Origin of the sequence: Pandoraea sp. XY-2 (assembly GCF_004193915.1) — a bacterium.
GTDB classification, from domain to species: Bacteria; Pseudomonadota; Gammaproteobacteria; order Burkholderiales; family Burkholderiaceae; genus Pandoraea; species Pandoraea cepalis.
In genome coordinates this window covers 2,654,143-2,667,418 of the sequence record NZ_CP030849.1, presented here as the reverse complement: position 1 = coordinate 2,667,418, position 13,276 = coordinate 2,654,143, and the positions used below count along the sequence as shown (strand labels likewise).

Sequence of the window (13,276 nt, the reverse complement as noted above, 5' to 3'; positions counted from 1 at the left end):
GGGCGGGGCAGCGCACGTAACGTAGGGAGGTGCGCGATGAGCCATCAAGGGGAAGTCAAGCCGGAGACCGGTTCCGATGCCCGTTCGTTCGACGCGGGCAACCCGTCGCGACGCATGTCGCGTCGCCGGGCGATGACATGTCTTGCGTGGGCGGGCGCGGGTATCCTGTGGACCCTCGACGGGGGCGTACCGCGCGGCCTGTCGCTGGGGGCGCCGGCTGCGGCAGCCGACAAGGCGACACGTCGAGCACTGTCGTTCGTGCAGATCAGCGACAGCCATATCGGCTTCAACAAGGCGGCCAATCCCGATCCGGCGTCCACGCTGCAGTTGGCCATCGATCGAATCCGCGGTGCATCGCAGCGTCCCGCGTTCCTGCTCCACACGGGCGACGTCAGTCATTTGTCGCGCGCCGAGGAATTCGATACCGCGCAGCAGATCGTAAGCAGCGCGGGCCTGGAAACCCACTACGTTCCCGGCGAGCACGATGTGATCGCCGACGACGGGCGCGCCTTCTTCGCACGCTTCGCCCCCGACAGCCGGGGTGTCGGCTGGTACAGCTTCGATCGGCAAGGCGTGCACTTCGTCGCGCTGGTCAACGTGATCGGGCTCAAGGCCGGCGGCATGGGCTATCTGGGCGACACGCAGCTCGCCTGGCTCGCGGCGGACCTGAAGGGGCGCTCGCGCAGCACGCCGCTCGTCGTGTTCACCCATATGCCGTTGTGGTCGGTCTATCCCGCCTGGGGCTGGGGGACCGACGACGGCGAACGCGCACTTGCCTTGCTCCGGCCGTTCGGCTCGGTGACGGTGCTTAACGGGCATATCCACCAGGTCCTGCAAAAAGTGGAGGGCAATGTGCGTTTGCAGACAGCCATGTCGACGGCGTATCCGCAGCCCGCGCCGGGCGACGGCCCCGGCCCGGGACCCTTGAAGGTCGACGCGTCGCAACTGCGGCAGGCCCTCGGCATTCGTCGCGTCGACTTCACGGCGCTCGACGCAACGCCAATGCTCAGTGACACCTCGTTGGCGTCGTGACGCCCACGGCTTTCGGAGCCCTTCCATGAAATCGTCTCTTCTGAACGCTTGCGGTGCACGGCGTCGCGCATGGCTGCGTGGCGTCGCCGTGGCGTCGGCCGGCATGCTCACGCTCCGTCTGCCGGCGCTCGTGGGTGTCGTCAACGCCGCCAACGCCGCCAACGCCAGTGCCGTCAATATCGACAACTTTGCGTTCTCGCCCGCGACGCTCACCGTCCGCGCGGGCACGCGTGTGACATGGACCAATCACGACGAGGACCCGCATACCGTGACCAGTTCGGACAATCCGCATGTGTTTGCGTCGGGCGCGCTCGATACCAACGGCACGTTCTCAGTTACGTTCGACAAACCGGGAACGTATCCCTACTACTGCGCGATTCATCCTCACATGACCGGTGTGATCATCGTGAAGTAGTCGCGAAATCGTCGTGGCGAAAGGCAGATGTGATTCAATGAGGCCATTGACGTCGTGTTCGCGACGACAGACCGATTCACCCGGGCACCGCGTTGCCCGCACTGGGGAGACTCCGGTGACCGACGCTGAAACATCCGGCGCGCCTGCGTCGGAACGGTTCGATGCACTGGCGTTGCCGCACCTCGATGCGGCGTACAACCTCGCGCGCTGGCTGTCGGGCAGTGCAAGCGACGCCGACGACATCGTGCAGGAATCCTACTTGCGCGCGTTGCGTTTCTTCGACGGTTTTCGTGGCGACAATGCGCGCGCGTGGCTGCTGGCCATCGTGCGCAATACCTGGCTGACGGAGTGGCGTCGCCGCGCCGATGAGGCGCTCGGCACGCCGTTCGACGAGGCCAGGCACGGCCTGCAGGATGACGCCCGTCTGCCCGGTTGGGATGACGCAACACCCGGTGACCCTGAGCGTCTCGCCGTGCAACGTGACGAGTGCGCGCTCGTGCGCGGGGCGTTGGCCTCGTTGCCGGTGGTGTTTCGCGAGGTGCTGGTGTTGCGCGAGATGGAGGATCTGAGCTACCGCGAGATCGAGACGATCGTCGGGGTGCCGGCGGGCACGGTGATGTCGCGTCTGGCGCGCGCCAGGCAGATGCTGGCGGCTGCCGTGCTCGATGCACAGGCCGCCGCGCGCACGAGCGCCAGGACCACACCGCGCGCGCCGTCGGCGCAGGTCGCACGTCTGACACGTCTGCCGCTCGACGGCACCACGCGGGGAGGACCCGATGAACAAGCCTGACGACCCCAACGATACGATGTCGGGAACGAGCGCCGGCGAAACCCCCGTCGCTGGCGAAGCCACCACGCTGGGCAAGCTGTTGCGCGACGGCTCGTTGCGCCATGCTGCCCCGCAGGCGTTGCGCGAACGCCTGCGCGACGACGTGGCACTCGCCGAACGTCAAGCGCGCCTGACGTCGGCGCCCGCCACGGCAGCGCCTGCACAGGATGCCAAGCCCGGGGCCGATCCGACGAATCCGGCCCATCCGGCGTCGCCGACGAAGCCTCCTCACGTGAACCGACCGGCCGAGCTGGCGTGGGGGCCGAGCCTTGCCCCTTGGTTGTTCGGCGGTGCCGGCGGCGCGATTCTCGGCGGGCTCGCGGTCGCGATGGCGTTGCTGGTGGCGCGTCCGCCCGTGACGCCGCAAGGGGTCGAGGAACCGGCCGCCATCGGCCTGCATCCGCAGGAGATCGTGGCGAGCCATGTGCGCGCGTTGCTGTCGCAACATCCCATTGACGTGGTCTCGACCGATCAGCATACCGTCAAGCCGTGGTTCAACGGACGCATCGACTACGCGCCACCCGTCACCGATCTGTCGGCCAAGGGGTTCCCGCTGGAAGGCGGACGCGTCGACTACGTTGGTGGACGCACGGTGGCCGTGCTCGTCTACCGCACGGACAAGCATCCGATCGATGTCTACGTGTTTCCGGCGCGCGACATGGCCGCGGCGGCGCCGACGATCACGGGGTCCGATGGCTATGCCATTGCGCGCTGGCGGCGCGGCGGTATGACCTACTGGGCGATCACCGATGCCGAGCCGTCGCACCTGCGTGTGTTTGTCGAGGCATTGCAGGCGGCGACCTGATATCGTAAGGCGCTTGCCCCATCCCCCATGGAGAGCGTCATGTCGAAAGTCCCCTCGTCGAATGCCCCGGTGAATCCTGCGTGGCAGGCCGAACAATACGTCAAGTTCGAAGACGAGCGCACGCGTCCCGTGCGCGATCTCGTAGCCGCCATTCCGCCGCTTGTGGGGCGCGGAGTGGCCCGCGTGGTCGATATCGGCTGCGGCCCCGGCAACTCCACCGAAGTGCTCGCCGCTCGTTACCCACACGCTGAAGTGCTCGGTCTCGATAGTTCGCAGAACATGGTCGATGCGGCGCTTGCGCGACTGCCGCAATGCCGCTTTGACGTGGCCGATATCGCGACCTGGGCCGATGGCCCGTTCGACGTGATTCTCGCCAACGCGGTGTTGCAATGGTTGCCGGATCACGAGACCCTGTATCCGCGCCTGGTCGATTGTCTTGCGCCCGGCGGTTCGCTGGCCGTGCAGACACCCGACAATCTGGACGAGCCCGCGCACCAGCTGATGCGCGAAGTGGCGGCCGATCCGCGTTGGGCCGCAACGCTCAAAGGGGTGGAGCGCACGGCACGCCATGGCGCGACGTTCTACTACCCGCTGCTGCGCGCGCTGTGCTCGCGCGTCGACATCTGGCGCACCACGTACTACCACCCGCTCGCGGGCGGGGCACCGGCCGTCGTGGAGTGGTTCAAGGGCAGTGCGTTGCGGCCGTTCCTCGCGAAGCTCGACAACGCATCGCGAGAGGCGTTTCTGGCGCGCTATACCGACGCGATTGCCAACGCGTATCCGGCGCTGGCCGACGGTACGGTATTGCTGCCGTTTCCACGCCTGTTCGTGGTGGCGACGCGATGATGGACGGGATAGGGCAAGATCGCCGCGCACAGAGGACTCAAACAGGCAAGGTGCACGCTCGGCAAACTGCCTGACGCCCGGTGTAAAGTAGTGCACATGAATGTCCCGTCTCCGCCGATTCAGCCGTTTCGCAACGCCCCTCACTACTGGCGCTCGTCGCTAGTCCCCGGTGGCGATATGGTCACCGCTGAGTACAACGACCACACCTTCGCACCGCATTGGCACGATGCATATACGTTCGCGTGCATCGTGGAAGGGGCCGAGCGCTATGCTTACCGGGGCGGCGAGCATGTGGCGCACGCCGGATCGGTGGCCGTCATTCATCCAGGGGAAGTGCATACCGGCGCGCGCGAAACCGATTTCGGGTGGCGTTATCGCGTGTTTTACCTGCCGGTCGGCTTCGTGCAAGGCGTGCAGCGTCAGGTGACGCGTCCGTTGGCGGGGCTGACGACGCCGGGCGACGCGCATCCCTGGTTTGGCGAGCAGGTCATCCGCGACGCGCAGGCAATGCATCGGCTGACGACGGCGCATCGTCTGCTTCAGGTCGGCGCCGACCCGTTGCTGGCGGAAAGTGTACTGATCGAGGCCGTGTCGTTCATGCTGGCGCGCCATGCGCAGGCGCGGGTGCCGGACACGCCGGTACATCGCGATGCGGTGCGGGTCGAGACCATGAAGGCCCGGCTCTCGGCCGATCTCACCGAGCCATTGTCGCTGACGGCCCTGGCCGAGGCGGTCGACCTGTCGCCGTTTCACGCCGCGCGGCTGTTCTCGCGCGAGACGGGCCTGGCGCCGCATGCCTGGCGCAATCAGTTGCGTCTGGTGCGTGCCTTGCCCGCGTTGCGCGCCGGCGCGCCGGCGACCGACGTTGCCGTCGCGCAAGGCTTCAACGATCTGTCCCACTTCACCCGCTACTTCCGGCGTGCGTTCGGTGTGTCGCCCGGGAAGTGGAGCGCCAGGCGAGCGGAGGCCACGTTGACGAGCAGCCCGATCGCCATCGCGACACCGCCCACCATGAACAGCAGCGCGTAGTTGCCCGACGTCGCGGCGAACACAAACGATAGTCCGTAGGCGGCACCTGCCTGCAACGTCGCGAAACTGGTCGTGGCGGTGCTCCACGCGGCTTTTTGCCCGGCAGGATGATGGGCGAGTAGTTCGTTCACGCGTCCGAGCACCAGCGGCACGATGCCCGGGGTGAAGGCGCCCATGACCACGCTGGACACCATCAGCGCGGGCAGGCCGAGGCCGAGCACCGGCAGCAGCACCGCACAGAACTGCGCGACGTAAGCGACACGCAAGGCTCGTGCAAAGCCGATCCGGTCGGCGAGGTGCCCGGCGAAAAGCGGACCGACGATCGCCCCCAGTCCGTACAGCACCCAATAGTTCGCGCCGGCGTCGAGTCCCTTGCCCAGCCCGCGGGCGACATAGTCGACGAGAAAAATCATGTGAGGCACCAGTGCGACGGCGTTTAGTGCGTACTCGATATAGAGTGAGCGCAGCGCCACCGGAGTGGCGAGCGGGCGCCTGATGGGAGCGGGGGCGCCGGCGGCCGTTGCCGTCGGCGTGCCGTCGGGCCAACCGCGCCACGCCACTGCCGTGAGCACGAGCGAAAGTACGCCGAGGCCGCTCCACGTCTGGGCAAGGCCGTCGCGCAACAGGAGCGGCACGAGCGTGCCCGACGCGGCGATGCCCAGCCCGAGGCCGGCGAAGATTGCGCCGCTCACGATGCCGCGCCGCGAGGCAGGCACGTGCGCCAGCACCGACGGTGCGGCCGTGACCATCAATACGCCGCCTGCAAACCCCGAGGCGAAGCGCCATCCGAAAAACCAGACGAACGAGAGGGGCCAGGCGCAGGCGAAGAAAGCGAAGACGGCGACCAGCATCATCGTGCGCACGAGTCTCACGCTCGACACATGCCGCGCAAGCACGCGGGCCCCCAAGGCGCCGGCCAGGTAGCCGCCGAGATTGGCCGCGCCAAGATAGGCCGCGGTCGCGGGTGCGAACCAGTGCGCACCGATGATCGCGGGCAGAAGCGCCGTGTAGGCGAAGCGGGCAAAGCCGATGCCGATGAGACTGGCGCAGGCGGCCGACAGCGTGGCTCGCCAGGCGTTGAAGGCGGTGGTTGTGGGGCTGCCAAGGACGGCGTGGGGCATGAGGACTCCGGAAGCACCGGCTTCGCCTCGGCGTGGGTCGGTGCGAGGCGTCGCGGCAATGGCCTCAGTCTAGGCGCTGGCGGCGCGCCGGGGAACGGCTATGGCTCGGAAGTCATTCTTCCGCACGGCGTAACAATGTCGGGGCGGCAGGACGCCGCTTTATCGGCACCGCCCATCCCTTATGCCCGGCTCGCCAACTTGTGTACGCGTGCGAAATGCTTGCGCAGACGCGGTACCGCGAAGTCGACGAAGGCGCGCACCTTGGGCACGGCCAACCGTCCTTGCGGTGTGATGACGTGAACCGGCATGGGCGGGTGTTCGTAGTCCTGCAAGACGATGCGCAGCGTGCCGTGCGCCATTTCGTCGACGATGTGATACGTCAACATTCGCGCCACGCCGTGTCCTGCAACGACCGAGGCAATCGCAGCCCGGATCGAATTGACGACCAGCCGCGGGGTGAACTGTACGATCTGTGGTATCGAACCGCGTCCTGTGGCGGGGAAGCGCCACGCGTCGATGCCGAAGTACGTCATGGACACGATTTGCTGCTTCGACAGATCCGCGGGGGACCCGATAGGATCGTGGGTCGCCAGATAAGCGGGCGAGGCGGCAATGATTCTTCGAACCTCGCCCACGTGCGTGGCCACGAGCGAGGAGTCGGGCAGGTGGGCGACGCGCATCGCGACGTCGATGCCCTCGTCGATCAGGCTCACGGGCAGGTCGCTCAGCTGCAGGCGGACGACGACTTCCGGATAGCGTTCGATGAAGGCGTCCACGATCTCGCGCATGAACGTTTCCCCGGCGGCGAGCGGCGCGGAAACGGTGAGCAGGCCGCGTGGGGCCGAGCGTTCCCCGGCGGCGATCACATCGGCTTCGTCCAGATCGAGCAGGATGCGCCGACATGCAGCGGCATAGCGCTCGCCTGCAACGCTTAGCTTGACCGAGCGCGTCGTGCGATGGAGCAGCGCCGTGCCGGTATGCGCCTCGAGGTAGCCGATGGCGCGACTTACCGCCGCGGCAGAGCGCCCGAGGCGCCGGGCTGCACCGGCGAGGCTTCCTTCGTCGACGATCGCGACGAAGACTTTCATGGCATCGATTCGGTCCATGAGGGATGAAAGAGAGGGAGAGGGCGCAGAGTCGATTCCGGATCGGCCGATGGACAAGATTACCCTTAAACCCGGCGTTGCGGCGACAATGGCGAGCGGACGTCCCGCCGGAGCCAGACCCTATGCTGACGGTTCACCATTTGAACAACTCGCGCTCGCAGCGCGTACTGTGGATGCTCGAAGAGCTGGGCATTCCCTACGACCTGCGTCGATATACGCGCGACCCGAAGACGATGCTCGCTCCGCCGGCACTGCGCGAGGTGCATCCGCTGGGCAAGTCGCCGGTCGTGACCGACGGTGAACTGACGCTCGCCGAGTCGGGCGCCATCATCGAGTATCTCGCCGATCGCGACGAACTCGGGCGACTGGCCCCGCCGCGAGGCACACCGGAGCGGCTGCGTTGGACCTACTGGTTGCACTACGCAGAGGGGTCGGCCATGCCGCCTTTGCTGCTCAAGCTCGTCGCCCTGCGCATCGCGAGCGCGCCCATGCCGTTCTTCGCTCGCCCCATTGCCCGCAAGATCAGCGACACGCTGCAGTCGAGCTTCGTCGATCCGCAACTGCGCCTGCACTTCGACTACGTGAACGACGTGCTCACGAAGACCGGTTGGTTCGTCGGCGATCGCTTCAGCGCAGCGGACATCCAGATGAGTTTCCCGCTGGAAGCCGCGAGCGCGCGCGGCAACGCGCAGGGGCGCTGGCCCGCGATCGCCGATTTTCTGCAACGCATTCATGCGCGTGATGCGTATCAACGCGCCCTGGCCCGTGGCGGCCCCTATCAGTTGCCAGGCTGACAGGCGTCGTTTGCGCCGTTTTGGTGCGGACATCCCCCGATGGCCGCCTGTCTGAGCGGCGCCGACGGAAGATTCGGCGAATTCGTCGCGCAGAGGCTCAAGTTTCGTCAAATGCACTCGTTATACCTCCACAGAGGTACAGAGAGAGGCACTGGCCTGCCAGGCTTGCCGGCGGCGGGCTGAAGTCACGACAACACCGCAGGACGAATCGCTTAACGCGCGCAAGGCAATGTTCAAGAACCTGAGTATCAGCAAACGGCTCGCCGCCGCCTTTTCCGTCAATGTATTCATGCTGTTGGTCGTGGCGGTGGTGGCCGTGACGAAGATGGCGACGATGGATACGAATACCCAGCTCATCGTCTCCGACCTGAACAACAAGATTCTTGAATTTCATGGCCTGAAGGATCGCGCGGCGCACGTTGCCGTCCTCCTGCGCGATATCGTGATGTCCGAAGACAACACGCAACTCGATGCCCGTCTGGCCAAGATCGACGAGATGCGCCAGACCAACAACAAGAGCATCGCGGGCATGGCGACGATCTTTTATACCGACAAGGGCAAGGCGCTCTACCGCACGCTGGCCGACACGAACGCGGACTATGGAAAGCAGCTCGACGCGGTCGTGGCGCTGGTTCGCAGCGGCAATTTTGCCGAAGCCAAGACCGAACTGATGGGGCCGCTGCAGAAGGTCCAGGTGGCATACTTCGCTCCCCTCGACGGTCTGATGGAGGTCGGCAAGGTGGTCAGCGCGAAGGAGGCGGCCGATGCGACCGCCGCATATGGATCCGCCCGCCTGTGGCTGCTCGCCACGATGCTCGCGTCGGTCGTGCTGTCCGTGGTGTCGGCGGTGGCGATTACGCGCTCGGTCACGCGCCCGGTGCGTGCAGCGGTGGCGGGGGCCTCCGCGCTCGCGCGTGGCGACCTGACGCATCGTGTCAATGCCGAGCGTGCCGACGAAATCGGCCAGATGGCGAGTGCGCTCGACACAGCCGTCGAACAACTGGGCCATCTCGTGCGCAATATCCAGGGTGCGTCGGGGGCGATCGACAACGCGGCACGCGAAATTGCGCAGGGCAACACCGACCTGTCGCAACGCACCGAAGAGCAAGCGGCCTCGCTGGAAGAGACGGCAGCGTCGATGGAAGAGTTGACATCGACCGTGCGTCAGAACGTCGAACATGCGATGGAGGCGCGGCGCCTGTCGCACGAAGCGACCGGGGTGGCGGATGCCGGGGCGCAGAGCGTGCGTGCCGTCGTCGAGACGATGCAGGCAATGGCCAGCGCGTCGGCGCGCATGAGCGACATGATCAAGGCCATCGAAGGCATTGCTTTCCAGACCAATATTCTCGCGCTCAATGCGGCCGTGGAAGCGGCGCGCGCCGGCGAACAGGGACGTGGCTTTGCCGTGGTGGCCGGCGAGGTGCGCACGCTCGCCCAGCGCTCCGCAGGCACCGCCAAGGACATTCGCGAATTGATCGCGGCATCGGTGCAGCAGGTCGAAGACGGCACGTCGCGCGTGGAAGTCGCCGGTCGTACCATGGACCAGATCGTCGTGTCGGTGCGACGCGTGAGCGAGCTGATCGCCGAGATCGCTGCCGCGAGCGACGACCAGGCGCGCGGCATCGAGCAGGTGGGGCAGGCCGTCACGCAGATGGATCAGGTCACGCAGCAGAACGCCGCCCTCGTGGAACAAGCCGCGGCGGCGGCGGACCACCTGCGTCAACAGGCCGCCGACCTGGTCAACGAGACCGCGAAGTTCCGCGTGGAAAGCGACGGCGGCGCGCGCCCGGGCATGACGCCGCGTGTGCCGACATTGGCGTTGACAGGCGCATTGTCGTCCCGCGGCGAGCGCGGCACGACGGCGCCGGGACGACAGCGCGCGGCGGCCTGACGTCCGCGGTTCCACACCCCCTCAACTTCTATCTCGCTTCAGGCGGCATTGGCCGCCTTCGCGCCCAACGCGGCGTCGATGGCGGCAACGGCCGCGACCAACTGCTGTGTCAGGGCGGGTGACGCGCTTGTCATCGGCGCGCGCAGCACATCGGCTATCAGGCCCTCATGGGCAAGCCAGGCCTTCACCGGTCCGGGATTCGCCTCGGCAAACATGAGACGCACCATCGGCATGAGCGCATGGAACAGCACGCGCGCGGCATCGAGCTGCTGCGCTTGCACCGCGCGATACAATGCCACGAAATGCGCCGGCCGGCAGTGCGACGTCGCAATGATCGCGCCATGGCCGCCCATCGCGAGCGTGGATAGCAATTGAGCGTCCTCACCTGCCAGCACCGATAGGCGTGCGTCGGCGATGAGTGCCTGCGTGGTGTGCGCGTTGCCCGCGCAATCCTTGATGCCGCGAATATTGTCGTGACCCGCGAGCGTGAGCAGTGTCTCCAGCGTCAGGGGGGTACCCGTGCGATACGGAATGTCGTACAGCACCACCGGTGCACGCGAACGATCCGCCAGCGTCTGAAACCAGTGGACGAGCCCGGCCTGTGCGGGCCGGATGTAATACGGCGCCGGCGTTAGTACGCCCGCCAGGGGCAGGGTGTTAAAGGCGTCCAGGCGCGCCAGCGTGTGACCCAGGTGATTGCCGGCGAGCCCGGCGATCACCGGCAGGTCGCCGGCCTCGGTCAGCACGGTGTCGAGCACGGCAAGCTGTTCGGCGTCGTCAAGGGCTGCCGCTTCACCCGTCGTACCACACACGACAAGGCCGGCGATGCCCGAGCGACGATAGTGCGCGACCAGTCGACGTAATGCCGCGTGATCGACCGGCGTGTCGGCGCCATCTCTGGCGAAAGGCGTGACGAGCGGTACCCAGATGCCGCGAAAGAGCGGGGCGCGAGATGAAGCGAGCGACTGGGGTTGGGACTGTGCGACTTGCATAAGTGTCTCCCTGGACGTTACGTACGAAACGAACGTGCGTTGACCGGTATGAAAACCGTTCAGCAGGACGACGGGCAATGGCCGGCGCGTGGGAGACTTCGAGGCAGGCGCGCCGGGTGAGGCAGGGCGGCGCGAGGTGAGGACTGCCGGGTCCACGTGGCTGTTCCGTCGCTCAACTGACGGAACAGCACGCCCCAGTCAGTTGAGCGACTGTTTTTTGCTTTTGACGAACGCACCCCGCTGTCCCATCGGGACAACGCGCAACCACGGCGAGCAGGGGATTCGGAAATTCGTCATGGGCAGACTCTATCCGCTGTACGCAAGTGGCGTCAAGTACAACGATCCGCGATGGCGCCGCAATGCGCGAGGGTCATGTCGATCATGCCGGCATTTGCGCGGCGCAATTTAAAACGTCCTTTAATTCTCCGTTTAATCGATTTAATCGAAAATCGATGTTCGGCTAACGGCGGATTGCGGTGAACGCCCCGTGGTACGACTGCCACGGGGGGACTTTCCCGGTTGCCAATTTGAATCCGTCAAGTGACAATCGCACTCACACCCCGTAACGCAAAACAATAATGGGCACACTGGGGCGGGGAAAACTGAAAAGTATTGAGACAAGATGGCAGCCAAAGTCGTGAAGTATTCGCGTGACGGGGTGACGTATTACGAAATTCGAGGCCCCTTGCCCGACGGTACCCGATATGAGGACCGGGTGGGATTCAGCGAGCGCGAGTTGGCATTCCGGCGTCTCGTCGCGGCGAGAATCAAGCTGCTGCGAAGCGAATACGAGACCGCGTGCCGGAACGTGCGGGCGGAATGTGCCGCAAACGTCGCAGCGCCGGGGTGGCTGAAGCAACTGATTTTTTGAGGAGCGCGGGATCGTAGTGCGGCGAGGAAGCGATCGCAAGTTTTGCGTCGTTAAGGTGACGAAATATTCACATATTGAGATTGCCTTATACTGCGCGGAGCCTTCGTGTCCGTTCGAGATACATGGAATTTGTCACAAAAGACGTCTTGGCAAGCTGTATGGCGTTGCTGCTCGACGCTGTGTTTCTTGTCGACAAGGCTGGGGCGCTCGTCTACGTGAGTCCGGCCTGCGAGCGCATTCTCGGGTACACCCCGGAGGAATTGCTGGGGCGCTCGATGATCGATTTCGTCGTGAAGGAAGATCGCGAGCGCACGATTGAAGAATCGAAGTTCGTGATGGCGGGACTTCCCCGGATCGGGTTCGAGAATCGGTATATCCACAAGGACGGCCATTACGTCCACATCATGTGGTCCGCCCGCTGGTCCGAAGACTACGAACTGCGCATTGGCGTGGCACGCGACGTGTCGGCCAAGAAGCAGGCCGAAGCGCTGCAGCGCGCCACGTACTCGATATCCGAAGCAGCCCACGACGCCGCCGATATTCGCTCCCTGTGCAAGGCCGTCCACGACACGCTGGCCACGCTGTTTCCCATCGATGCCATTGTCGTGGCGACCTGCGATGCGGCACTGATGACGTGGGAGAAGGCGTATCAGTATCGCGACAGCGCCGACATTCCCTTGCTCGACTGGCCGCAGGCGCGGGGCCTCTCGACGCAGGCTGCGCAAGCGCAACAATCGCTGTGGCACCTGATCGAAGCGATCCCTATCGACGGCGCGGGGCAATCGATCCCCCACCTATGTACCGAACCGTTCGCGCCAGACGCGCTTGCCGAGCCCGGCGCGCAGGCGCTGGTGATTTTGCCGATGCGCACGGCGCGCCGTGCCGTGGGCACGCTCATGCTCTACGGCCCGGCCTGCGCGCTGCGCGCGGAGGCCGCGCAGCGGCTGCTGGCGTTCGTCTGCGACCAGACCGCGTTGGCCATCGAGCGAAAGCAACTGATCGACGACCTCTACAAAGCGGCGCGATTCGATGAGCTGACCGGACTGCCGAACCGTCGCACGTTTGGCGAGTTTGCGAGCGAGGCCGTGCGCCGTGCACAGCGCACCAACGGGAAGCTGGCGCTCCTGTTCGCCGATATCGACGGTTTCAAGGGGGTCAACGACAGCCTGGGGCACGCGGTCGGCGACTTGTTGCTCAAGGAGATTGGTCAGCGCATGAAGGCCGGAGTTACGGGAAGCGGCTTCGTGGCGCGTCACTCGGGCGACGAGTTCGTCGCCATTGTCCAGGATGCGGAGGTCGTCGAGCGGATCGACGTCGCAGTCACGCGTCTGCGCGCCGAGATCGAACAGGTCATCTCCGTCAACGATGCCAGCCTGAGCGTGCGCGTAAGTGTCGGGGTGGCGGTGTTCCCCGACGACGGCGAATCGATGAGCGAACTCATCCGCGTGGCCGATCAGCGTATGTATGCCAACAAGTCCGCGCGCAAATCCGGTGGGTCCAGTTTCTTGCAGCGCTTGATCTGACGCCCGACTGACCCGCGCGCCG

12 protein-coding genes and 1 pseudogene are annotated in these 13,276 nt (G+C 65.6%); 10 read left to right on the top strand and 3 right to left on the bottom strand.

Annotation, left to right across the window (positions count from 1 at the left end):
- Window positions 1–36 precede the first annotated feature (36 nt).
- From DRB87_RS12125 to DRB87_RS23595, 6 genes and pseudogenes are all read left to right on the top strand, one after another.
- Window positions 37–1,032: a metallophosphoesterase gene (locus DRB87_RS12125; protein ID WP_206100015.1), complete on the top strand. Its 996-nt coding sequence runs from the start codon at window positions 37–39 to the stop codon at window positions 1,030–1,032.
- Between the two features lie 25 nt (window positions 1,033–1,057).
- Complete coding sequence (locus DRB87_RS12120) at window positions 1,058–1,447, top strand: cupredoxin family copper-binding protein (RefSeq protein WP_240755964.1); 390 nt, start codon at window positions 1,058–1,060, stop codon at window positions 1,445–1,447.
- Between the two features lie 37 nt (window positions 1,448–1,484).
- On the top strand, window positions 1,485–2,237 hold the full coding sequence (locus DRB87_RS12115) for an RNA polymerase sigma factor (RefSeq protein WP_281352568.1): 753 nt from the start codon (window positions 1,485–1,487) through the stop codon (window positions 2,235–2,237).
- Entirely contained in the window at window positions 2,224–3,081 is an 858-nt protein-coding gene (locus tag DRB87_RS23265) for an anti-sigma factor (protein WP_206100014.1), read from the top strand. The genes DRB87_RS12115 and DRB87_RS23265 overlap by 14 nt, the downstream gene beginning before the upstream one ends.
- 39 nt (window positions 3,082–3,120) lie before the next feature.
- Window positions 3,121–3,927, top strand: coding sequence for a trans-aconitate 2-methyltransferase (tam, locus tag DRB87_RS12105; RefSeq protein WP_130026073.1), 807 nt, complete (start codon window positions 3,121–3,123; stop codon window positions 3,925–3,927).
- 96 nt (window positions 3,928–4,023) lie between these two features.
- Window positions 4,024–4,875: pseudogene (locus DRB87_RS23595) on the top strand (AraC family transcriptional regulator); the annotation flags it as partial.
- Here DRB87_RS23595 and DRB87_RS12095 read toward each other — a convergent pair.
- The gene (locus tag DRB87_RS12095; protein ID WP_130026071.1) at window positions 4,836–6,077 is read right to left on the bottom strand and encodes a YbfB/YjiJ family MFS transporter; all 1,242 of its coding nucleotides are present in this window, start codon (window positions 6,075–6,077) and stop codon (window positions 4,836–4,838) included. The pseudogene DRB87_RS23595 and the gene DRB87_RS12095 sit on opposite strands and share 40 nt — an antisense overlap.
- A gap of 179 nt (window positions 6,078–6,256) precedes the next feature.
- On the bottom strand, window positions 6,257–7,183 hold the full coding sequence (locus DRB87_RS12090; protein ID WP_130026070.1) for a LysR family transcriptional regulator: 927 nt from the start codon (window positions 7,181–7,183) through the stop codon (window positions 6,257–6,259).
- Window positions 7,184–7,305: 122 nt separating this feature from the next.
- Here DRB87_RS12090 and DRB87_RS12085 point away from each other — a divergent pair, with 122 nt between their 5' ends.
- Together DRB87_RS12085 and DRB87_RS12080 are read left to right on the top strand one after the other, a co-directional pair.
- The gene (locus tag DRB87_RS12085) at window positions 7,306–7,977 is read left to right on the top strand and encodes a glutathione S-transferase (protein ID WP_130026069.1); all 672 of its coding nucleotides are present in this window, start codon (window positions 7,306–7,308) and stop codon (window positions 7,975–7,977) included.
- A gap of 229 nt (window positions 7,978–8,206) precedes the next feature.
- Window positions 8,207–9,868: a methyl-accepting chemotaxis protein gene (locus tag DRB87_RS12080; RefSeq protein WP_130026068.1), complete on the top strand. Its 1,662-nt coding sequence runs from the start codon at window positions 8,207–8,209 to the stop codon at window positions 9,866–9,868.
- 38 nt (window positions 9,869–9,906) lie between these two features.
- On the opposite strand, the gene dapA is transcribed toward DRB87_RS12080, so the two are convergent.
- Complete coding sequence (gene dapA, locus DRB87_RS12075; protein WP_130026067.1) at window positions 9,907–10,860, bottom strand: 4-hydroxy-tetrahydrodipicolinate synthase; 954 nt, start codon at window positions 10,858–10,860, stop codon at window positions 9,907–9,909.
- 622 nt (window positions 10,861–11,482) lie between these two features.
- Here dapA and DRB87_RS12070 point away from each other — a divergent pair.
- Window positions 11,483–11,731 carry a hypothetical protein gene (locus tag DRB87_RS12070; RefSeq protein WP_130026066.1) on the top strand — a complete coding sequence of 83 codons (249 nt, stop codon included), beginning with the start codon at window positions 11,483–11,485 and terminating at the stop codon, window positions 11,729–11,731.
- A gap of 122 nt (window positions 11,732–11,853) precedes the next feature.
- On the top strand, window positions 11,854–13,254 hold the full coding sequence (locus DRB87_RS12065; RefSeq protein ID WP_130026065.1) for a diguanylate cyclase: 1,401 nt from the start codon (window positions 11,854–11,856) through the stop codon (window positions 13,252–13,254).
- Window positions 13,255–13,276: the final 22 nt, after the last annotated feature.